This is a genomic window from Alishewanella sp. HH-ZS, from assembly GCF_001704375.1.
Lineage (GTDB): Bacteria > Pseudomonadota > Gammaproteobacteria > Enterobacterales > Alteromonadaceae > Alishewanella > Alishewanella aestuarii.
Map to the genome: position 1 here is coordinate 60,910 of NZ_LZEJ01000011.1, position 20,140 is coordinate 81,049.

Genomic DNA, 20,140 nt, shown 5'->3' on the forward strand with positions numbered 1-20,140 from the left:
AACCCAAACACAGGCAAACCCAGAGGGCGCCCAATATAGATACTTAACGATTGGGATTAGGGTTGTGGCGGGCCACGGGCGCTGAAGTACCGATAAAAGCCGGCAGCAGCAAAAGCAGGTAAGGCAGTGACTACCGGCGGTGCGGTAACAGCCGGGGCGCCGTTTTCGCCACCGCTGACAACGTCATCATTGTCATCCGCAGCCAGAGTGCGCTCATTTAGGCTATGTGGTTTGGCGGTAACAGCTGTCAGTTGCTGATCGGCCAGTGGTGCCAGACGTAAATCGTGCACCACAAAGCCTTGTGGCGTGCACAATAAACTCAGGTACAACAAAATGGCTAAACCACTGAACCAGCGCATGACTTCCCGCCAACGACAACAACTGCAGCAGATTGCAGTTATGCTGCTTATGATGACGGTGCGCCCGGCGATAAACAAGGGGGCGATTTAAAAAAACTCCTGCTATGTGCTGAGCAGTGCAATCTGCTATGATCAGCCCTTTATCATAGCTGCGCGACAGATTAGCGACGCAAGGCGCTTAACCGTTAGCGATCTGAGGAACCACAGCGATGCAAAATCATTTTCGGATCCTGGGCGTAAAAACGAATGCCAGTGACGAAGACATCAAAAAAGCTTACCGGCGGCTGGCCAATAAATATCATCCGGATAAACTGCATGGTTTGTCGGAAGATGAACAACAACGGGCCGCGACACAACTACAGCAGGTAAAAACCGCTTACGAGGTGCTGTCCGATCCGAAACAGCGCAGTGCCTTTTTAAAAGACTTTAACAACGTTATTGTGAATGATCCGGCCGCGGCAATGCGCGAGCTGTGGGACGAATATTACGCGTGAGACCAAGATGGCGACCAAACTTAATCTGGCGAAAATTAAACAGCTAACAACCGATGCCCGGGAAAATATGGACTCCTATATCGATCCCGAGCAGCCGAAAGCGTTGGAACAATTTACCAACAAAATGAAAGCCGTATTGCTGGCCGATCCGGAAATGCTGGAGTCGGTACCGGAATACCTGCCGATGGCACTGTTTGGCCGGGTGCAGTTCCCGAGCGCCGCTAAGCTCAAATGGCAGCAATGGCTTAGCAGCGGCAAGGTGCCGTCCTGGGACGAATTTAAAATCTCAGTTGCCTTTAATAATGCCGATCTGGCTTTAGTTAAAGCCATTCGGGCCTACTCAGAAAGCGTCTTAATTGAGGCCTGCGCTGCGCTGTATTTACTTAGCCAGGATAAGCCTTTACCTGCCAAATCGCGAGACACCGACCAAGCCGACGACTATCAAGACGATGAAAATGATGAGGATATGGCGGATTATGATGATCCCTATGCCGATGATGAGGATAGCGATGAAGAAGGCTACGACGATCAATACGATGAAATCCGCTTTAAGCACGAGGGCTAATAATGAGTACTGAGCTGATTAAAATCGCGGCTGATGAAATTAAACAACTGGCGCTGGTGGAGCCGAAACAAGCCAGCGAACGCTTCGAGATCATTGCCAATACCATGAGCGATGAGCAGCTGTCCGAGGTCATTGAACAAATTGATATCGTGACCCTGACGCAAATTAACAGCCAGCATGATCTGTCGTTCCCTTCGATTATTTCCGAGTTAATGACGCCAGAGAAAATCCGCGACATCGTCTGCCAGCAACCGCTGTATTGGGAAGAGAAAATCAAAAATAATGCCGAAGAACTGAAGCAGCATACCTTCGACTTTTTGACCTACCTGATCCGCACTCAGGACAACGAAGAAAAACAGGCAGAAATTCTGGAATGCATAGCCGAAGATCCGGCGGGTCTGTTTTATCTGTCGATCCCCTTTATTGAGATCTATCGCGGTGAAATTCTTGAGTATGAAAACTACTGGGAAGATAAGCTGTATGAAGATGAGGAACATCTGGAAGAAGCCGAAAGCTATACCGAGCGGCAACTAGCGGAAGATGCGCACAATATTGGCTATGATGATCCGAAAAGTTTACTGGCGCTGATCCGGCAACTGACCCCTAAGGTGGAAACCTCGATCAAAGCCTTGATCCGCGATGAGAAATCGGGCTGGGAAGCCATCATCAGCAAATTTGCCACTGAACTGGTGATGCAGGCGAAAGAAAAGAACAAGGTCGAAGATGAGTTTGCCGAAGTCGACGATATGTTCAGTTTTCTGGATTAAAGGACTTTTCAATGCAGTTAGTAGTACGTGAGCAGGGTGCCGGCCCATTTTTAAGCCAGGTCCTGACCTTAGCACGCGCTGAGCAACAACTCAGTGCCGAACAGCTGCAACAGATCAAAAGCAAAGCGGTGCTGATGAGCCTGAAGTTTGCAGATAAATTCTACAATAAGTACAAGATGCATCTGTTAGAACAGGCCGCGCATGATGTGATTGGAATTACCAGTCTGGGCCTACAGGCCTTGTCAGATGGCGATGCCAGACAGGCGCTAGCTCTGCTGTTAAGCCCGGAGGGTGTGGTTATGCCCTTTCAAAAAGGCTGGTCGATGTTAAGCCTAGTCAGCAAGAAAGTACCAGGCAAGGCCTCGCTATATGGCGACGTCGATGAACAGCTATTACAGCAAGTCTCCTCGCCGCCGGATGCCGAAGACTGGCCAGGTTGGCAGGCTTACCAGCAAGCCCTGACTGAACATCACCGGCATCAGGCGATGCAGCTGTTACGGCAACATTTTTACCAGCAGCAGGTTTTTGACGAATTTGAACACTTTAGTCTGGAAGAAGTGCTGGCCGAAATCGTGCTGTACCGCGCGCTCTGTAGTGGCGACAAAGTGAAGCAGGATCTGAAAAAACGCTTGCGGCAAATCAGCCTGGCCGAACATTGGTTTAACGATACCTACCTTAGCTTACAAACCGAGGCAGTGCTATCGGCCTTACCCAAGGCTAACGCCGAGGCGATCCGCGCTGATCTGGGCCAGCATTTTATTCCGGCGCTATTGCGTACCCTACACTTTTGCCGCGACTATCAAAAATTGCAACAAGCCGATGCCAGCCCGGAAAAGCTGGATGCGTTTGAACATAAACAAGGCCTGCAAAGCCCACTACTGGGCTGGCCGCACTATCTTGAACTCTAAGCTCAAAGCTCAGACGGTGCTCAGACCGCACTTCGCTGCCGGTCTGACTACCCTCCACTCTGTTAAGGCCACATTATGAGAACGCCAGCCCGCTTACACCCTCTGCTGGAGGAAGGCTTAATTGATGAAGTGCATTATGCCTTAATGAGTGGCAAAGAGGCGTCCGTCTATGTCGTGCAAAGCGCCGGGCGGATCTGCTGCGCCAAAGTCTATAAAGACGCAAGCCAGCGCAGCTTTAAAAAGGCCGCCCAATATCAGGAAGGCCGTAAAGTCAGAAACTCGCGTCGCGCCAGAGCGATGGAAAAAGGCTCAGGGTTTGGCCGTGAGCAGGCTGAAGAAAGCTGGCAATCGGCTGAAGTCGATGCCCTGTTTAAATTGGCTGCTGCCGGTGTCCGGGTGCCGACGCCCTACGGTTGCTATGACGGCGTGCTGTTGATGGAACTGGTGGTCGATGCCGAAGGCGATGTCGCCCCACGCTTAAATGACATCAGCTTAACGGCAGAACAAGCAAGGCAAGACCATCATCAAATGATGCAAGCCATACTGCAGATGTTGGCAGTAGGCCTGGTGCATGGCGATCTGTCTGAGTTTAATGTGCTGCAAGGCAGCGAGGGGCCGGTAATTATCGACTTACCCCAGGCGGTGGATGCCGCGGCCAATAATAATGCGCGCTGGATGCTGAAACGCGATGTCGACAATATTACCGCCTACTATGCCCGCTTTGCGCCGGAGTTGGCGGCAACCCGCTATGCCGATGAAATCTGGGCCTTATTTGAAGCCGGCAATCTCGACCCCAAGCATCCCTTAACCGGCTGCTACAACGAGCAGCAAGGTGCTGTCGATCTTGACGCTATCCTCAGTGAAATTCAGGCGGCCAGTGACGAAGCGGCGCTACGTCGCGCCAGACAACAAGCCGAACCGGAATAGGCCGCTAGCGCGGTGGGCCATAGCGGCGGAAATACCAGATGGCCAGCGGCATTTCCAGGATCAGATAAGTCACCAGAGTAAACCAGAACCAATTAGTATTAAAACCAAAGAGTTCAAAGGCTTGCTCCGTGCCCCAGAAACGGGAGCCGACAATCAGCAACGCCAGCAGCGTTATCAGGGTATCAAATACCGCCACTTTACGCAGATCAGCGCCGGCTACTCTGGGATACCACCAGAAGTAGGCCAACAGCAACAACACCGCATTTAACAAAATCACTGCCAATTCTACTGTCAACATCTGTCTCGCTTCGCTTTATCCTTACAGCATCTTTGCAATGCGCTTAACTGAGAAGTTTGATGGCCTGGGTTAACCCTTCCAGCGTTAACGGCTTCATCCGCTGCTGCATAATGTCTTTAATAATACTGATTGACTGATAATGCCGCCACCACTGCTCAGGTTGTGGGTTCAGCCAAACCGCTTTTGGATACTGTGCCAGCAATCGCTCTAACCAAAGCCGGCCCGGCTCCTGATTCCAGTGTTCGACGCTGCCGCCCGGGTAATCAATTTCATAGGGGCCCATGGTGGCATCGCCGACAAAAATCAGTTTATAGTCACTGCCATAGGTATGGATCAGATCCAGCACACTGACTTGCTCGGTATGGCGGCGTTGATTGTTGCGCCAGACGCCTTCGTAGACACAGTTATGAAAGTAAAAAAACTCCAGATGTTTAAACTCAGTGCGCACGGCAGCAAAGACTTGCTGACACAGCTCAATATAATCATCCATCGAGCCACCGACATCAAACAGCATCAGCACCTTAACCGCATTATGCCGCTCTGGTACAAAACGCAGATCCAGATAACCGCCCTGCTCAGACGTAGCCTGAATGGTGCCATTCAGATCCAGCTCGGTCGCTGCACCGCTGCGGGCAAAGCGTCTTAGCTGACGCAGCGCCAGTTTAATACTGCGGTTATTCAACTCGCTTTGGCTATCTAAATCTTTAAATTCGCGTTTATCCCACACCTTTACCGCGCGCCGTGCGCCACTGCCTTGTTGACCAATCCGCACTCCTTCCGGATTAAAGCCGTAAGCCCCAAAGGGCGAGGTGCCACCGGTACCGATCCATTTATTGCCGCCGGCATGGCGCTTTTGCTGCTCAGCCAGGCGCTCGCGAAGTTGCTTCAACAACTCTTCTAAACTACCGAGCCTCTGCAAGGCGGCTTTATCCTCAGCTGAGAGCTGGCGAATAATATCCGGGATTAACCAATCATCCGGGATCTGGCTGGCCAGATCTATCGCTGCGACGCCCTCGAAATACTCGGCAAAAGCCCGGTCAAACTTATCGTACTGGCTTTCATCTTTGACCAGTGTCAGCCGGGCGAGCTGATAGAAAGCTTCGGTATCGGCAAAAATCACCTGCTGCTGCAACGCCTGCAGTAAATCCAGCAGCTCAGTGATACTGCTTTTCAGGCCATATTTGCGCAGCGTAAAAAAGAACTCGACCAGCATTTAACGCCCTTGCCGCTTGGCCAAAAAGGCCAGCTTTTCGACCAGTTGCACATCTTGTTCGTTCTTTAGCAGGGCACCAAACATCGGCATCAGGCCGCCCTGCTGTTGCTTTTGCTGTAACACTTCAGCCGGGATCTGCTCTGCCAGTAACAGTTTTAACCAATCCAATAATTCGGACGTCGAGGGCTTTTTCTTTAGCCCCGGTAGCTCGCGTAGTTCAAAAAAGACGTCCAGCGCAGTACTAAGCAGCTGCTGGCGGATCTGCGGGAAATGCACTGCCACAATCTGGCGCAGAATGTCGGCATCCGGAAAGCGGATATAGTGAAAAAAACAGCGGCGCAAAAAGGCATCGGGCAGCTCTTTTTCGTTGTTTGAGGTGATCAGTACAATAGGCCGCTGCGCGGCACTGACCTGCTGCCCGGTCTCATGCACATAGAAGCTCATCCGATCCAACTCGTGCAATAAATCGTTTGGAAATTCAATATCGGCTTTATCAATCTCATCAATTAACAACACCGGCCGCTGCTGTGCTGTAAAGGCCTGCCACAACTTGCCCGGCTTAATGTAGTTGGCAATCTCATGCACCTTGTCACTGCCGAGCTGGCTATCACGTAACCGCGATACGGCGTCGTACTCGTAGAGGCCGTGCTGGGCTTTGGTTGTCGACTTGATATGCCACTGGATCAGTTCTGCGCCCAGGCTCTGCGCCAGCTCCTCCGCCAGCCGGGTTTTACCGGTACCCGGCTCGCCCTTTAACAGTAACGGCTTTTGCAGCGTCATAGCCGCATTTACTGCCAGCGCCAGTTCATCGGAGACAATATAATTTTCAGTACTCTGAAATGACATAACTTCCTCAGCTTATAACTTCCATAGTTTAAAGTGCAATCCGCTATAACTTATAGCCAAATGCTTCTTCAGTTTTTTATTAAGACGCGTATTCTTATAACCAATATCTTCTGATTCTGGAGTTTTTTATGGCAAATGTATACGCAGATAACTCATTGTCGATCGGCCGCACCCCGCTGGTCAAATTAAACCGCGTGGTTAAAGGCGCCAATGTCTATGCCAAGATTGAAGCACGCAACCCCAGCTTCAGCGTCAAGTGCCGCTTAGGCGCGGCGCTGATTTGGGATGCCGAAAAACGTGGCATCTTAACCGCTGACAAAGAGCTGGTAGAGCCTACCTCGGGTAATACCGGTATTGCGCTGGCCTTTGTTGCCGCCAGCCGCGGTTATAAACTGACTCTGACCATGCCGGCGACCATGAGTTTAGAACGCCGTAAGCTGTTAAAGGCACTGGGCGCCAATCTGGTGCTAACCGAAGGCCCAAAAGGGATGAAGGGCGCTATTGAAAAAGCCAAAGAAATTCAGGCTTCTAATCCGGATAAGTATTTAATCCTCGGCCAGTTCGATAACCCGGCCAACCCACAAATTCACTTTGAAACCACAGGCCCGGAGATCTGGCATGATCTGGATGGTCAGGTTGACGTCTTTGTCGCTGGCGTCGGTACCGGCGGTACCATTACCGGAGTCAGCCGTTTCTTTAAACAGGAAAAAAATCACCCGCTGGTCAGTGTCGCCGTGGAGCCAGTGGAATCACCGGTGATTACCCAGGCCAAAGCCGGTGAAGAATTAAAGCCAGGTCCGCATAAAATCCAGGGCATTGGCGCCGGTTTTATCCCGTCAGTATTAGAGCTGGATCTGATTGACCGCGTCGAGCAAGTCAGCAGCGATGACGCCATTGCCATGGCGCACCGCCTGATGAAAGAAGAAGGCATTCTGGCCGGTATTTCCTCGGGTGCTGCCGTTGTGGCCGCTGCTCGCCTGGCGGAATTACCAGAGTATGCTGGCAAGAATATTGTCGTAGTGCTGGCCAGCGCGGCTGAGCGTTACCTAACCAGCCCATTATTTGCCAATGTGTTTAGTGAACAAGAACTTAGTGCTTAATCTTCGTTACTAATCATGTCGGCTTAACGCCAGCATAAGTAAAAAGGCCGCCTTCGCGGCCTTTTTACTTTACACCCAGCTTAAATAGTCGCACAATTTTGCCAGCGAAAAACTGCAGGCTCAGGCTTGCCCCTACAGGTGAACACATGATGCTAAAAAAATATTGCCTGCTGTTATTGGCTGCTTTGCTGCTATCAGGTTGCGACGGCAACACCCAACTGAGCACACAGAGCGGTAGTCCGGAAAGCGTAGCGGAGGCCTTTTTCGACGCCATTTATAACGCGAAGGATTTAGACAAAGCCAAAAGCATGGCGACTGCTGATTACGCGAAATTGCTGGCATCATACGGTACAGCGCGGCAAGCTGGCCGCATTTTATACAACATGAATTTCGATACCGTACAAATTAACGTTAACCGCAGTGGCCGTAATCTGCGCGAGCAGTATCAGAATGATGCCAATATCCAGTTAATTCTGGATGGTGAGTTCGATGGTAAAAGAGTGCAGGAAGTACGGACCGTACAATTGATCCGCCAGCGCGGCAGTTGGTTGGTCAGCGAAGTGCAGGCAGATAAATTCAGTACCAGCATCCGTTAAGCGCAGCGCACCCGTAAAAGCAGCGCGCCGGCAAAACCTGCCGGCGTCCCGCTTGCCACAGTCTATTTTCTGCTGAAAAAAGCCTGTAGTCGTTGCTGACAACTGTCACTCTGTAATAGCTGCTGAAACTCTGCCAACTCTGTCGCTATCGCGTGTTCTGTTTGTTTATCATTGGCTTTTAACAGCGCTTTGCTAACCAGTACCGCCTGCGCCGGTAACGCCGCTAATGCTTGCGCTTTGCTGGCAGCATGCGCCAGTAGTTGCGCGGCAGGCACAATCTCATTTACCAGACCAAAGGCCGCAGCCTGCTCACTGCTAAAAGCCTCGCCTAACAGTAAATATTGTGCCGCACGCTGGTAACCGGCGATTTGTGGTAACAACAAACTGGAAGCGGCCTCAGGACAAAGCCCCAGCTGGGTAAAGGGCAATTGAAAACGGCAGTCCGGCGCCGCATAAACCAGATCACAATGCAGTAACACCGTGGTGCCGATACCAATCGCTAACCCTGCTACCGCAGCCACCAGCGGCTTGGGAAAGGCGGCGACGGTATACAGAAACTCCACCACCGGATGCTGGCGATTTAATTCGCCGGCCGATAAAAAATCTTTCAGATCATTACCGCTGCTAAAACAGTGTTCGTTGCCTTGCAGCAGTACAACCTTGATCGCCGGGTTTGCCGCCGCACTTTGCAAAGCCGCAGATAACTCGCGGTACATCTGTAAGTTCAGCGCATTTTTCTTTTCAAAGCGTTGCATACTCAGGATCAGTACGGCATCCACTTGTTGTTGCTGTATCATAAGGTATTCCTTGTTAAAATCCGGCTACCCGCCCTTCACGTCTGGGATCGGCAGCACCTTCAAGCTGGGTTGACTTTACCTCAATGGCGTGTAAACCACTATTCAGATCCTGCAGTTGTACCTGATAACCCAGCTCCTGCAGTGCCGGCGCTAGTTCTACCAGCTCAGTACCGGCTTCCAGCGCCAAATAATCATTGCGATGGGTAAAGCGGGCTAAATTCAGGGCTTGTTGTACATCAAGCTGCCAATCCAAAACCGCAACCAGACTTTGCGCCACATAATTGATTATCCGGCTGCCGCCTGGCGATCCTATCACCAGTTTCAGTTGATTGTCGGCATCAAACACCATCACCGGTGCCATGGAACTGCGCGGCCTCTTACCGCCCTCAACCCGGTTTGCTACCAGCATGCCGCCTACGACAGGCTCTAAACTAAAATCGGTTAGCTGATTATTCAGCAAATAGCCATTCACCATTAAGCCCGAGCCAAAGACGTTTTCAATACTGGTGGTCATACTGACCGCATTGCCAGCAGCATCGACAATTGACAAATGGCTGGTATTGGGAAATTCCACTGCCTGGCTGCTGGCCAGCGGCTGGGCACCTTCAGGTTGACCGGCGCTAAATGTCTGATCACGACCTGTTAGTAACGCCGCGCGTTGCTTCAAATATTCCGCAGCCAGCAAACCCGCCACCGGGACCGGTGCAAAATCCGGATCAGCCAGATAACGATCTCGATCGGCAAAGGCGGCGCGCGATGCCTGACTGATCAGATGCACAGCTTCCAGACTGTTAGGTTTAAGCGCTGCCAAATCAAACTGCGCCAGCATACCCATAATTTGTAGTACCGCCACCCCACCAGAGCTGGGTGCGGTCATCGAGCAGATCTGATACACCCGGTACGGAATGCAGAGGGCATCCTTTTGCTGGGCCTGATAATTGGCAAGATCCTGTAACGTCAAAGTACCAGGATTGACCGCAGCCTGATTGACAGTGCGCACCAGCGCTTCTGCATTCGCGCCCTGATAAAAGGCGCTGACACCTTCGCTGGCAATTTTTCGCAATAAGGCCGCGTACTCGGGATTTTTTAATAGGGTACCGGCAGCCAGTGGCTGATTATCCGGGTAATAAAACTCTTTTGCCGGTGACAACTGCCGTAATCCCTGATTCCATCCCAGCGCCAGTTGTTTCGCCATCCGCTCATTCACAATAAAGCCCTGCTCTGCAGCGGCGATGGTATCGGTAAAGAGCGCAGCCCAGGGCAACTTACCAAACTGTTGATGGGCATCAGCGAGCGCCCGTAACACTCCCGGCACGCCAACAGACTTACCGCCAACATAGGCTTCTCGCCAGCCTAATACTTTACCGTCCTCGGCAAATAACCAGGGGCCGGCGGCAGCAGGCGCCGTTTCACGGCCATCAAAGCTGGTTAACTGACCACTGTCAGCCTGAAAATGCAGGATAAAGGCGCCACCGCCAATCCCGGAGCTCTGCGGTTCAACCAGGCCAAGCATTAACTGGGTGGCAATGGCCGCGTCAATAGCGCTACCACCGGCTTGCAGGATCCGCTTGCCCGCCTCCGCCGCCAGCGGATGCGCAGCCGCGACCATCGCATTGGCATGACGGGTCAATTGCTGTTGCACCAGCCCCGTAGCCGCTTCCGGCTCACGGGTTTCCTGTGGCGTCACCGCCACACTTAGCACGGGCAGTAGCGCCCAAAGTAACAGATTTAAAGCAGTGAGGGATTTTTTCATCGTCAGGACTTTACTAATTAACGGCTCCCTGACACCCTAACCAGTTCTTAGTGCAAATTCAACCATCTGATGCCCATACTAAAGCTAAAGTCTGATCTGCCTTATCTGTTGTTGGCCAGCTGCTGTGTCCTGCTGTTTTTATTGCCCCCGGCCTGGCAACACGCATTAGAATACAACCAAACGATGATCTGGCGTGGCGAGCTCTGGCGCCTGCTAAGTGGTCAGCTGCTGCATAGCAATGTTTATCATTTGCTGATGAATTTGGCAGGGTTAGCGGTTTTGATGATACTACACGGCCGGTTGCCGGGGCGTTTAGCTGTAGGCTGGCAGCTCCTGTTATTACTGCTGGCCACAGCCTTGGCTTTATTACTACTCGCCCCTGAGATTGACATCTATGTCGGATTATCAGGTATGCTGCATGGCTTACTCTGCTATGGTGCCGTGGCCGATCTGCGTCAGGGCTATCGCTCCGGTATGCTGATTCTAATCGGAGTAAGTGCAAAACTGGCGCTAGAGCAATGGCAAGGCCCTGATCCGGTGTTAGGAGCACAGATCGGGGCCGAAGTCGCGATTGATGCGCACCTGCTCGGTGCGCTTTGTGGCGTATTGCTGGCGCTGCTTAGCTGGCGTCAGATCAAACACCAGTGAGCTTGCGTCCGCCTAACTTGTAAACCGCGTAACTACTAAACTCTGCAGTCAATTTACTGTAAAAATCCAGGTTTGACAGATTAACGGTAAAGAAGCAGTTTAAACTACAGTTTACCGGCCTCAGTGTCTGGCTGCTGGCGGCGCCAATGCTGGCGTCCAACTGATACTCCGCAATCAGCCGGCTAACGCGCCAGCTATGAAAATCACTGGTAATAAAACGAATTTGCCGCTGCTGTGCCAGTCGTGGCGCCAGACTGGCAAACTCCTGATAGGTATTGTCACCGGCATCAAAACAGTCAGCAGCCACAGCGGGGAGTTGCTGCTGCAGATAATCCAGATAAGGCTGGCAATAACGGGTGGTGATTAATACCGCCACTGGCTCCGGCTGTGCGACTTCAGCGCTAAGTTGCTGGATCCGGGCTCTGGCGCAGGCGGGTAGCTGCGTTGCTGAACCACCACAGCCCAGCACCACATACAGGCTGGCCGGGGCTGTGGCGTTGGAAATGCCCTGTTGGTACCAGAGCCGGGCGTGATTGGCGATATAGGTATTGCCAACCAGATAGTAAAAGCCCCACAGCACCCAGAGGCCTTTTTTGCGATACAGCAGACACGCGAGCAACAGGCCATAAAGCAACAGGTTGTGCGGATATAAAAAGGGTTCTAACAGATCCTTCATCTTGCCTCCTTATCTGGCTGAGCGACTGGCGTTGACGCACTGTCAACCGTCTGCGGCATGGCTGCAGTTAACACTGATGGCCCACGATTTACCAGTACCGCGGCGTTAACCAGCGCCCAGGGTAACCATAACATACCCGAGGTCAGAACATGCCCGGCCAGCAAGGCCACTGCCAATAACAGCAGATTGAGCAAAGCTAATGGCAATGCCAGCTCACTCTTTGCCATGCGACTCCACAGCAAACTAAACAGACGCAGAAAACTTAAGCAGAACAATAAAGCACCTGCCAACCCATAAAACAGTAGCAGATCGAAAAAATCCAACTCAATAAAATACTTTTTCAATAGCAGGCGCACGCCGCCCTGACCGACGCCTAATACCTGTAACCAGTGCGGATAGTGCTCAGCAACTAACGCAAAGTTACGTTGCAGGTAAAAATCGCGCGATGACAACAAAATGCCGCTCAGTCCTCGCTGTTGATAGGCAAACTGCAACTTATCGTACAGCCCAACCCACTGCAGCAAGGCGGTCAGATGATAGAGCAGCAAAGCGGTGAGTACGACGACTACCAGGCCAGCGGCCAGCAGATAAGGCTTAGCCTGTTGCCACTGCCTTCTATCCATTACTAGCAGCGGCGTCAGCAGTACCAGCAGCAGGATGCCAAATAAACCGGTTTTGGTCAGCATAAGTGCAGCGATAAAAAACGCCGCAAGTGCAATCAGTGGGTAGGCCCAGCGCCGTCGTTGCCAGCTGCGGCAAAGTAACCAGCCGCTTAACACTAATAACAAAGCGGACAGCTCGTTAGTAGAAACAAAGTAGCCTTTGATACCGAGAAATTTCTGACTGACCTGCTCCATCGGCTGATAGGCAGTACCACCGTAGCCGATAGTACCGAGCACAGTATTGAGCAGTAACAGCATAAAGGCCGCCAGTACCACGGCATCAACATAGCGCAGGTAGTCTTGTTGCAGTGTTTTCGCGCGGGCAGCAAAGTAGGCCAGTGCCAGTAGCATGGCGCCAGCTTTGGCTATCAGTTGCAGGTCGCTCAACAAATAAGGATGACCGGTCAACCATTTGATATACAAAGGACCGGGTAGCATCAGTACCAGCAGTAGTAAGGGTAAACGCAGCTCACTGCGACACAGTTGCCAGCCGCGCCACAGCAGTAGCGTTAACAGCAAGGCTTTAAATGCTGCTGACAGCGGCAGCACGCTGCCCAGACTGTGTCGTAACAGACCGTTTAGCCAGTCGACCAGCACAAAAAGTGCTGCCAGCACCAGGATCAGCCGATCTAACAGCTGCGGCGACACGAAAAGCAGCCGGTTTTGCCAGTTCATTTTTTAAGCAAACCCCGGATACCTTTATTCATCAACCGTAAACGGAGCGCGCTAAACCACGATAACTTATGCTTTAAAAAATAACGCCATTTCAGATTTAACAGGCCATAGCGGCATTGGCGGAAAAACTCCGTCAGTGTCAGAGGTTTCTTTTGCATTGTTAAGCGGTAAAACATCTGATTCTGCAGGTTACGCTCGCTCATCAGTGGCCGGTGTTTGGCAACAAATTGCTGATGTGCGTCCAGTCGTTTTGGCGAATCGGTGATCCGGCCGAGTTCATGCCCAACATTCACCTTATAGCTGGCATTGGCAATCCGCTTCGCCGGGCCATAGGCCGCGACCACCCGCACCCACATATCATAATCCTGAAACGCCGCCAGACCGGTATCAAAACCACCCAGTGCTAACATCCGCTCACGGCGCACCAACGCCTGATTTGACAGCGTGTGCAAATCCAGTAACTCACTCAGACTTACCGTAGCTTCATCGGCAAACAAGGTTTTACTAAAGGTACCGTAATCCCAGATATAGGCGCTGCAGACCATGCTGAATTGATCATCATAGGCCGCATAAAGACTACTGAGGCGCTGCGGTAAAAACTCATCGTCATCATCCAGGCCGGTGACAAAGTCGCCACGTGCTTCATTAATGGCTCTGTTGCGGGCGGCGCAGGCACCCTGCCCCTGTTCCTGCCGCAGGATCCGTACCCGTGGCTCGTTAGCATAACGCGAACTCAGCTGTTCATAGGTCTGATCTTTTGACGCATCATCCACCACGATCAGCTCAAAGTTCGGATAATCCTGCGCCAGTACCGAGTCGATGGCCCGGCAGGCCATCTCAGCCCGGTTATAGGTAGGCATATAAACACTGATTAACGGTAATGCTCTCACCCTTTGCTCCTTAAATTTTTCCAATCAGCACCCACCACAGGTACCTGAATAAGCGTAATTGGCGGCCAATGCGGCTTGGTTGCGCCAATAAACGGTAAGCCCATTCCAGATTAAGCTTACACCACAGTGCCGGAGCGCGTTTTACATTGCCGGTAAAGACGTCATAGGTGCCACCAACGCCCATATAAAAACAATCCGGATGGACTGCCCGGATGCGCTGGATCAGCAACTCTTGCTTGGGCGATCCCATCGCCACGCTGACAAAGCGGGCGCCACTGGCTTTGATCGTCTGCAGCAATTGCGCTTCATCTTTAAAATAACCATCGGTCGCGCCCACTACCGGCACCCCGAGCCGCTGTAACTTATCGCGGGTTTGCGCCAGCACTTCGGGCTTGGCACCGACCAGATACACCGGTACCTGATACTCTGCTGCCCGCGCCATCAACGCCTGCCATAGTTCACAACCCGGGATCCGCTCCACCGGCCGCAGCAGACGTTTTTGCATCACTTTCACCACCCCGATACCATCGGCATAGCGCAGATCGGCTTGTTGGATCACGGCTAACACCTGCGGGTTTTCCAGTGCGGTCAGAATTTTTTCCGGATTAATGGCAATGGCCGAACCGGCATAAACAGAACCATCATCACGGATAATATAGGACAGCAATTGCGCCATATTGGCAAAGGCCGACACCTGAACCGGACCGATACCGATTTCAGCGATAGCGGTCGAGGATGTGCTCGTCATAACATAAGTTCCTGATAATGTTTACGTAGTTTATTCACGATCACGGGCAGTAAGATTTGCTCGGCCTGCATCCGGCCCTGCTGTTGCAACTGCTGGTAGGCGGTCTCATCCAGCGCCAGCAATTGCCTGATCGCAGCCAGCAACTGCTGCTGGCATAAGGCTTCATCCTGCTGTGACACAGCATAACCGGTGACACCCTGCCGTACTTGCGCCCTGGCACCATCAGTATCGGTCGCCACAACAGGCGTATAACACGCCATCGCCTCAGCCATTACCAGACCAAAAGATTCTTTGCGCGATAAACTGATAAAGCAACGGGCGCGCTGATACAGTGCCAGCAAATCCGCACCACTTTGTGGGCCAAGCAAGGTGATATTGGGATAGGAAGCAGTGGCTTGTGCCAGTGCTGCCTGCCAGGGCCCTGAACCGGCGATCACTACGCGCCAGGCTTGCAGCTGTGGCAGCATGGCCAGTAAACGATCCATCCCTTTATTCTGGTCCAGTGTACCAACATAGAGCAAATCAATATCTTTATCGGTTTTGCTGTGCCAGGTCGCGCTAGCATAACGGTTATCAATACCGGCCGCCAACACCTGCGCCCGCTCTGGCTGCATAAAAAATTGTTGCTGCAGCGCCTCGCTACTAAAGATCCAGCTATCCACCTGCCGCGCACACCAGCGATACAGGCGCCCGGGTGGCTGATAATGATAGATATCTGAGCCGTGGCAGGTGACGACAATTTTCGCCTGCGGATTGCGTAACCAACGGTATAACAGCGCTAACCAGATTGTTGGATAAAAGAAATGGACGTGCAATATCTGATAGCCTTGGCGGCTAAACAGAAAGCGCCGGCAAAAATCGAGGAAAAAAACCGGATACTTCAATAACCTGTTCAGCCAAGAGTCACGGTGCCAGCGCATATAATGATAGGCAGGTTGCAGGCCCTGAGCCTGTAATGCTGTGACCTGGGCGCGCACAAAGTTGCCCTGAAACGGTGATGAGGGTTTAGGACCCATATTAGTGATCACGAGGACCCGGGGTTGTGTTGCAGTCACCCTGTGCTTTACTCCTGAGAAGACGGATAATTGCCGGTTCCATTAATTTATTTATCAGGACCGCGGCCAGCTAGTCGTTTATTGTCGCACTAAGCAGTATCATTACACCAGAGTGCTGCTGACAGCCAGCTGAATAAAAAGATGATGAAAAAGAAACCACTATGACAACTCAGCTTCTATTGATGATAACGGCGTTTGCCGGTTGCCTGCTTGCCATTTTAAGTTTTTATCCGTTATCGCAACGTATTGGTCTGGTCGATATTCCGCGTGGCCGTAAGCAACATCAGGGCGCCATTCCGCTGATCGGCGGCTTATCGGTATTTACCGGCATGCTGCTTGGCTTTGTCTTGTTTCCGGTTGCGGACTTAGATGCCGGCTACTACCTGACACTTGCCGGTGCGCTGGTGATCCTCGGCGCCTTTGATGATTATCTGGATCTGAGTGTGAAATTACGCCTGGCGGTGCAGTTACTGCTGAGTGCAGCCATGGTCTATGTACTCGATTTGCACCTGGCAAATCTGGGTAATTTATTTGGTTATGGCGATGTCAGGCTCGGTTTTCTCGGCATCCCTGTCACCCTGATTGCGGTGATAGCCGCCATTAACGCCTTTAATATGACTGACGGTATCGATGGCTTAGCAGGCATGCTCAGTCTGGTTAGTTTTGTTGCCATTGCCGGCTTTATGTTGTTGTGGGGTCAGGTTGAACAGGCGCTGCTACCGATGGTACTGATCTGCGCTATGCTGCCGTATCTGGCGTTTAATTTACAGCTGGTGCCCGGTAAAAAGATCTTTATGGGCGATGCCGGCAGCATGTTAATTGGTTTTTCTGTGATCTGGCTGCTGATCGTCGGCACCCAGAGTGAAAGTGCCAGTTTCCGGCCCGTTACTGCACTGTGGTTAATTGCCATACCGCTGATGGATATGGTCGCTATTATGGTGCGACGGATCCGCAAAGGCCAGTCCCCCTTTCAGGCCGATCGCGAACACTTACACCATATCTCGCTGCGTCTGGGCCTGAACTCCCGCGAATCGTTAACGCTGATTACCGCTCTGGCTTGTATCTTTGCCTGTATCGGCATTATCGGTGAGTATTTGCTGATCCCGGAGGGCATTATGTTGTTGCTGTTTTTGCTGCTATTCGCCGGTTATATCCAGCTATTGCAGAATGTCTGGCGCATTCTATCGGCGCTACGCCGCCGTTTACAGGGAGCCAAAGGTTGAAACTGCTTAAAAAAATCTTACTGGCCCGCGCTACGGCGATGCTGGGTGATAAGCTGGTTAAACTCAGTGCCGGTGCAGTACTGACGATCTTTGTCGCCCGCATGCTGGGTGCCAGTGAGCTGGGTATATACTCTATCGTGATGGCGTGGAGTGCCTTTTTAGTGCCGCTAACCAGCATGGGACTAAATAATCTGGTCGTGCGGCAAATGGTTAAGCTAGATAGCGGTCAGCAAGCCATGACGATGCTCTACACCGCCGTCAGTATCCGGCTGGGGCTGGGGCTACTCGGCGGCGCCCTGATGCTGGCGCTATTCTACCTGCTTAATGGCGAACTCTTTAGCGGCCATTTAAGCTATACCATACCGCTGCTGTTTATGTTGCAGGCGTTTTTTGGCTTTCTGCTGTTTGAATTTTATCTGAATTATCAGGGAACTTTCCGCACCCCGGCCTATGTTAAATCGATAATTTCACTGGTAAGTTTTGGCTTAAAACTGGTTTTGCTCTATCAGGGCTTCGGTATTGCCAGTTTATTGCTGATTTACGCCGGCGAGTTTTTGATTGTCGCGCTGGCCCAGTATTGGATCTATCGCCAGAAACACCGGCCTTTTAAAGAAGAGCAACAGCGCTGGCCGGGCTATCACCCGAAATACTTTAACCTGACCTATGGGAAGCAGTTATTAAAACGCTCATCCTGGCTGTGGTTATCCGGTATTGTCACGGTGATCTATCTGAAAATTGATATCGTGATGCTGGGTGCGATGGCCGGCACTGAGCAAGCCGGTATCTATGCCGCGGCCAGCCGTCTATCTGAACTCTGGTATGTATTTCCGGCCACGCTGGCCGTACGCTATTACCCGGATATGCTAAAAGCCTATGAAAAAAGCTGGGACGGTTATTTAATCAAGCTACGCCGTTTTGCGCTGCTGTTTTTTAGTGCTGCCCTGGCGATTGCGGTGGTGATGAGCCTGACAGCAGATGGGATAGTGGTGTTGTTGTTTGGTGAAGCTTTTAGCGACGCGGTAACCGTATTACAAATTCATATCTGGTCCGGCTGTTTTATCTTTGTCCGTTATCTGATTGGCCAACACCTGGTGATCACCGAGCAAGAGCCGCTGTCCCTGTTTAGCCACGGTATGGGCGCTTTACTCAATGTTGGCCTTAACCTGTGGCTAATCCCCCAGTACGGCATTGTGGGTGCGGCCTGGGCGACGCTGATTTCCTATGCCTATGCCTCTTTCTTCTTTTTATTTTTCGCCAAGCGTACCCGCGAGCAGTTTTGGCAACTGCTGCGAGTAAAAGCCTGATCAAGGAAAACTTATGACTAAACCCTATTTTGTCGAAATTAAAGGCGTGCAATTCCGTAACAAAGGCGCCTATCTGATGCTATTGGCCTGTTTACATGGCCTGAAAAAACTGAATAAATCCTTTGAGCTGGTGCTGTCTCCTGGCCCGAATCTGCCTTACCCGGAGCGCGCCCGTCATGGCGCCTGGCAAAAACTATCATTCCGCCGCAAAGGTCTGGATCTCACCGGTACCCTGGGCAAGTTACCCGGGCCTTTACTGCGTTTATTTAAACGTTACGGTATGGTTACCGAACGCGATGTCGATCTAATTCTGGAAGCCAGTGGCTTTGCCTATGGTGACCAGTGGCCGCTGACCTTCTTGCAGAATACCGCCAAAGAAGTGGTGCGTTTTAGCAAAGCCGGCAAACCCTTTGTCTTTATGCCGCAAGCCTTTGGCCCCTTTAGCACCAACGAGAGCAAAGCAGCAATGCGCGATATTATTCAACACGCACGGCTGATTTTTGTCCGTGATCCGGTATCGCTGCAACATTTACAAAGCTGCGTTGAGGTGCTGCCAGAGCATGTAGTGTTAACGCCGGACTTTACTGTCGGTTTAAGTGCGGAAGCCAATGCCGAAGTGCCACAGCTGAATGTGCCCTTCGCGGCGCTGATCCCCAATTCCAAGGTGGTATCCAAGTTTAATCATGCCAATGCCGAAGCGATGCGTAGCGACTATGTTGCCGCCTTTGCTGCTGCAGCTGATTATCTTACGGCATTAGGTATTCAGCCGGTGCTGGTGAATCACGAAGGCAAAGAAGATGCTGAGCTGTGCGCCGAAATCGCCGCCCGCTCGCCCTGCGGTCTGGTGCAAATCGAAGATCCTCTGGCGGTAAAATATTTTATTGGTAAGGCGGAGCTGGCGGTCAGTTCACGTTTTCACGGTGCGGTAAATGCGCTAAGCCAGGGTGTCCCCTGTATTGCTACCAGCTGGAGCCATAAATATCATGCGATGATGAGCGATTTTGGCATGGGCGATTTTTGTGTTGCTGAACTGTCAGAGCAAAGCCTGTTGGATGCCTTAGCGCAGCTACTGCACGAAAAAGACACCCTGTCAGCTATCGTTGCTGAACGCGCCGCAACGTTAAAACAACGCAACCAGAAAATGTGGCAGCGTCTGGCACAAGCAATTTGAATTAACTGAACGCTTAAAATTCAACATTCAACATTCAACATTTTACCCCCAGTTCGGACTTCTAACCGGGGGCTAGTGTTGGATTCAGACCCAAAGCGGCACTTTTAAAGTGTTGTCAGTCTTTTCCGGGCCACCGCACATCTCATCATAGGCCGACTGATGCACCAGCCAGGCCTGGCGCACGGTACAATCACTCAGCGATTGCTTAACCTGCTCCACACTCTGAAACCGCTGTGGATGATTGTCATCATTAACCAAAAAACCACGACGACCATCGTAGTCGGCCTCGACCAGATAGACCCCCATTTCGTAAGAATGCACCACCAGCTCGTCAATCCGTACATCCTGATGATTAAGATGCGCTGCACGATGATAAGGCATAGTTTGCTCCTGCTTAGCTAGATATATCGAGATATCCTGCTAAGCTTACGCGGCGATTTTTCAACTAGATCGCCGCAAAAGAAA

The 20,140-nt window shown here is 51.7% G+C and carries 23 protein-coding genes; 11 read left to right on the forward strand and 12 right to left on the reverse strand.

Features of this window, described 5'->3' with window-relative positions:
- Window positions 1-56: 56 nt before the first annotated feature.
- The gene (locus A9165_RS06245) at window positions 57-359 is read right to left on the reverse strand and encodes a hypothetical protein (protein ID WP_065955286.1); all 303 of its coding nucleotides are present in this window, start codon (window positions 357-359) and stop codon (window positions 57-59) included.
- 209 nt (window positions 360-568) lie between these two features.
- On the opposite strand from A9165_RS06245, the gene A9165_RS06250 reads away from it, so the two are divergent.
- The 5 genes from A9165_RS06250 to A9165_RS06270 all read left to right on the forward strand — a co-directional run bounded on the left by A9165_RS06250 (window position 569) and on the right by A9165_RS06270 (window position 4,020).
- On the forward strand, window positions 569-853 hold the full coding sequence (locus tag A9165_RS06250) for a J domain-containing protein (RefSeq protein ID WP_008608197.1): 285 nt from the start codon (window positions 569-571) through the stop codon (window positions 851-853).
- Window positions 854-860: 7 nt separating this feature from the next.
- Window positions 861-1,418: a hypothetical protein gene (locus A9165_RS06255; RefSeq protein ID WP_065955287.1), complete on the forward strand. Its 558-nt coding sequence runs from the start codon at window positions 861-863 to the stop codon at window positions 1,416-1,418.
- Between the two features lie 2 nt (window positions 1,419-1,420).
- Complete coding sequence (locus A9165_RS06260) at window positions 1,421-2,185, forward strand: hypothetical protein (protein ID WP_008608194.1); 765 nt, start codon at window positions 1,421-1,423, stop codon at window positions 2,183-2,185.
- An 11-nt stretch (window positions 2,186-2,196) separates the two neighbouring features.
- Window positions 2,197-3,093 carry a hypothetical protein gene (locus A9165_RS06265; RefSeq protein ID WP_065955288.1) on the forward strand — a complete coding sequence of 299 codons (897 nt, stop codon included), beginning with the start codon at window positions 2,197-2,199 and terminating at the stop codon, window positions 3,091-3,093.
- Window positions 3,094-3,168: 75 nt separating this feature from the next.
- Window positions 3,169-4,020, forward strand: coding sequence for a PA4780 family RIO1-like protein kinase (locus tag A9165_RS06270; RefSeq protein WP_008951819.1), 852 nt, complete (start codon window positions 3,169-3,171; stop codon window positions 4,018-4,020).
- A gap of 4 nt (window positions 4,021-4,024) precedes the next feature.
- On the opposite strand, the gene A9165_RS06275 is transcribed toward A9165_RS06270, so the two are convergent.
- Genes A9165_RS06275 through A9165_RS06285 form a run of 3 tightly spaced genes read right to left on the reverse strand, consistent with a single transcriptional unit; the run spans window position 4,025 to window position 6,377 of the window.
- Window positions 4,025-4,318 (reverse strand): hypothetical protein, encoded by a 294-nt coding sequence (locus A9165_RS06275; protein ID WP_065955289.1) that lies wholly within the window; start codon window positions 4,316-4,318, stop codon window positions 4,025-4,027.
- 43 nt (window positions 4,319-4,361) lie between these two features.
- Window positions 4,362-5,531 (reverse strand): VWA domain-containing protein, encoded by a 1,170-nt coding sequence (locus tag A9165_RS06280; RefSeq protein WP_065955290.1) that lies wholly within the window; start codon window positions 5,529-5,531, stop codon window positions 4,362-4,364.
- Window positions 5,532-6,377, reverse strand: coding sequence for a MoxR family ATPase (locus A9165_RS06285; RefSeq protein WP_065955291.1), 846 nt, complete (start codon window positions 6,375-6,377; stop codon window positions 5,532-5,534). It abuts the gene before it with no gap.
- 128 nt (window positions 6,378-6,505) lie between these two features.
- Here A9165_RS06285 and cysK point away from each other — a divergent pair, with 128 nt between their 5' ends.
- Together cysK and A9165_RS06295 are read left to right on the forward strand one after the other, a co-directional pair.
- On the forward strand, window positions 6,506-7,477 hold the full coding sequence (gene cysK / locus A9165_RS06290; protein ID WP_008608185.1) for a cysteine synthase A: 972 nt from the start codon (window positions 6,506-6,508) through the stop codon (window positions 7,475-7,477).
- Window positions 7,478-7,623: 146 nt separating this feature from the next.
- Window positions 7,624-8,073 carry a hypothetical protein gene (locus A9165_RS06295; protein ID WP_255365660.1) on the forward strand — a complete coding sequence of 150 codons (450 nt, stop codon included), beginning with the start codon at window positions 7,624-7,626 and terminating at the stop codon, window positions 8,071-8,073.
- A 62-nt stretch (window positions 8,074-8,135) separates the two neighbouring features.
- Here A9165_RS06295 and A9165_RS06300 read toward each other — a convergent pair whose 3' ends face one another.
- Entirely contained in the window at window positions 8,136-8,870 is a 735-nt protein-coding gene (locus A9165_RS06300; protein WP_065955292.1) for an enoyl-CoA hydratase-related protein, read from the reverse strand.
- A gap of 13 nt (window positions 8,871-8,883) precedes the next feature.
- Complete coding sequence (gene ggt, locus A9165_RS06305) at window positions 8,884-10,623, reverse strand: gamma-glutamyltransferase (RefSeq protein WP_065955293.1); 1,740 nt, start codon at window positions 10,621-10,623, stop codon at window positions 8,884-8,886.
- 69 nt (window positions 10,624-10,692) lie between these two features.
- Here ggt and rrtA point away from each other — a divergent pair, with 69 nt between their 5' ends.
- Window positions 10,693-11,271, forward strand: a complete 579-nt coding sequence (gene rrtA / locus A9165_RS06310) for a rhombosortase (protein WP_065955294.1) — start codon at window positions 10,693-10,695, stop codon at window positions 11,269-11,271.
- On the opposite strand, the gene A9165_RS06315 is transcribed toward rrtA, so the two are convergent.
- From A9165_RS06315 to A9165_RS06335, 5 genes are read right to left on the reverse strand one after another with little or no spacing between them, the layout of a single operon-like run.
- Complete coding sequence (locus tag A9165_RS06315) at window positions 11,258-11,947, reverse strand: YdcF family protein (RefSeq protein WP_065955295.1); 690 nt, start codon at window positions 11,945-11,947, stop codon at window positions 11,258-11,260. The two genes, rrtA and A9165_RS06315, sit on opposite strands and share 14 nt — an antisense overlap.
- Window positions 11,944-13,284 (reverse strand): O-antigen ligase family protein, encoded by a 1,341-nt coding sequence (locus tag A9165_RS06320; RefSeq protein ID WP_065955296.1) that lies wholly within the window; start codon window positions 13,282-13,284, stop codon window positions 11,944-11,946. Before A9165_RS06320 ends, A9165_RS06315 begins: the two co-directional genes overlap by 4 nt.
- A complete protein-coding gene (locus A9165_RS06325; RefSeq protein WP_065955297.1) occupies window positions 13,281-14,174 on the reverse strand; it encodes a glycosyltransferase in 894 nt (297 codons plus the stop codon). The genes A9165_RS06320 and A9165_RS06325 overlap by 4 nt, the downstream gene beginning before the upstream one ends.
- 10 nt (window positions 14,175-14,184) lie before the next feature.
- Complete coding sequence (locus A9165_RS06330) at window positions 14,185-14,922, reverse strand: WecB/TagA/CpsF family glycosyltransferase (RefSeq protein ID WP_065955298.1); 738 nt, start codon at window positions 14,920-14,922, stop codon at window positions 14,185-14,187.
- The gene (locus tag A9165_RS06335; RefSeq protein WP_065955299.1) at window positions 14,919-15,938 is read right to left on the reverse strand and encodes a glycosyltransferase family 4 protein; all 1,020 of its coding nucleotides are present in this window, start codon (window positions 15,936-15,938) and stop codon (window positions 14,919-14,921) included. The genes A9165_RS06330 and A9165_RS06335 overlap by 4 nt, the downstream gene beginning before the upstream one ends.
- Window positions 15,939-16,138: 200 nt before the next feature.
- On the opposite strand from A9165_RS06335, the gene wecA reads away from it, so the two are divergent.
- Genes wecA through A9165_RS06350 form a run of 3 tightly spaced genes read left to right on the forward strand, consistent with a single transcriptional unit; the run spans window position 16,139 to window position 19,675 of the window.
- Complete coding sequence (wecA, locus tag A9165_RS06340; protein ID WP_255365661.1) at window positions 16,139-17,200, forward strand: UDP-N-acetylglucosamine--undecaprenyl-phosphate N-acetylglucosaminephosphotransferase; 1,062 nt, start codon at window positions 16,139-16,141, stop codon at window positions 17,198-17,200.
- Complete coding sequence (locus tag A9165_RS06345; protein ID WP_065955301.1) at window positions 17,197-18,504, forward strand: flippase; 1,308 nt, start codon at window positions 17,197-17,199, stop codon at window positions 18,502-18,504. The genes wecA and A9165_RS06345 overlap by 4 nt, the downstream gene beginning before the upstream one ends.
- A 13-nt stretch (window positions 18,505-18,517) precedes the next feature.
- Window positions 18,518-19,675, forward strand: coding sequence for a polysaccharide pyruvyl transferase family protein (locus A9165_RS06350; protein ID WP_065955302.1), 1,158 nt, complete (start codon window positions 18,518-18,520; stop codon window positions 19,673-19,675).
- Between the two features lie 84 nt (window positions 19,676-19,759).
- Here the strand turns inward: A9165_RS06350 and A9165_RS06355 are convergent, their stop codons facing one another.
- On the reverse strand, window positions 19,760-20,056 hold the full coding sequence (locus tag A9165_RS06355) for a DUF6482 family protein (protein WP_065955303.1): 297 nt from the start codon (window positions 20,054-20,056) through the stop codon (window positions 19,760-19,762).
- Window positions 20,057-20,140: the final 84 nt, after the last annotated feature.

Coding starts and splice junctions, on each gene's coding strand:
- A9165_RS06245 (WP_065955286.1), bottom strand. CDS start 359: ATGCGCTGGTTCAGTGGTTTAGCCATTTTGTTGTACCTGAGTTTATTG.
- A9165_RS06250 (WP_008608197.1), top strand. CDS start 569: ATGCAAAATCATTTTCGGATCCTGGGCGTAAAAACGAATGCCAGTGAC.
- A9165_RS06255 (WP_065955287.1), top strand. CDS start 861: ATGGCGACCAAACTTAATCTGGCGAAAATTAAACAGCTAACAACCGAT.
- A9165_RS06260 (WP_008608194.1), top strand. CDS start 1,421: ATGAGTACTGAGCTGATTAAAATCGCGGCTGATGAAATTAAACAACTG.
- A9165_RS06265 (WP_065955288.1), top strand. CDS start 2,197: ATGCAGTTAGTAGTACGTGAGCAGGGTGCCGGCCCATTTTTAAGCCAG.
- A9165_RS06270 (WP_008951819.1), top strand. CDS start 3,169: ATGAGAACGCCAGCCCGCTTACACCCTCTGCTGGAGGAAGGCTTAATT.
- A9165_RS06275 (WP_065955289.1), bottom strand. CDS start 4,318: ATGTTGACAGTAGAATTGGCAGTGATTTTGTTAAATGCGGTGTTGTTG.
- A9165_RS06280 (WP_065955290.1), bottom strand. CDS start 5,531: ATGCTGGTCGAGTTCTTTTTTACGCTGCGCAAATATGGCCTGAAAAGC.
- A9165_RS06285 (WP_065955291.1), bottom strand. CDS start 6,377: ATGTCATTTCAGAGTACTGAAAATTATATTGTCTCCGATGAACTGGCG.
- cysK (WP_008608185.1), top strand. CDS start 6,506: ATGGCAAATGTATACGCAGATAACTCATTGTCGATCGGCCGCACCCCG.
- A9165_RS06295 (WP_255365660.1), top strand. CDS start 7,624: ATGATGCTAAAAAAATATTGCCTGCTGTTATTGGCTGCTTTGCTGCTA.
- A9165_RS06300 (WP_065955292.1), bottom strand. CDS start 8,870: ATGATACAGCAACAACAAGTGGATGCCGTACTGATCCTGAGTATGCAA.
- ggt (WP_065955293.1), bottom strand. CDS start 10,623: ATGAAAAAATCCCTCACTGCTTTAAATCTGTTACTTTGGGCGCTACTG.
- rrtA (WP_065955294.1), top strand. CDS start 10,693: ATGCCCATACTAAAGCTAAAGTCTGATCTGCCTTATCTGTTGTTGGCC.
- A9165_RS06315 (WP_065955295.1), bottom strand. CDS start 11,947: ATGAAGGATCTGTTAGAACCCTTTTTATATCCGCACAACCTGTTGCTT.
- A9165_RS06320 (WP_065955296.1), bottom strand. CDS start 13,284: ATGAACTGGCAAAACCGGCTGCTTTTCGTGTCGCCGCAGCTGTTAGAT.
- A9165_RS06330 (WP_065955298.1), bottom strand. CDS start 14,922: ATGACGAGCACATCCTCGACCGCTATCGCTGAAATCGGTATCGGTCCG.
- A9165_RS06335 (WP_065955299.1), bottom strand. CDS start 15,938: ATGGGTCCTAAACCCTCATCACCGTTTCAGGGCAACTTTGTGCGCGCC.
- wecA (WP_255365661.1), top strand. CDS start 16,139: ATGACAACTCAGCTTCTATTGATGATAACGGCGTTTGCCGGTTGCCTG.
- A9165_RS06350 (WP_065955302.1), top strand. CDS start 18,518: ATGACTAAACCCTATTTTGTCGAAATTAAAGGCGTGCAATTCCGTAAC.
- A9165_RS06355 (WP_065955303.1), bottom strand. CDS start 20,056: ATGCCTTATCATCGTGCAGCGCATCTTAATCATCAGGATGTACGGATT.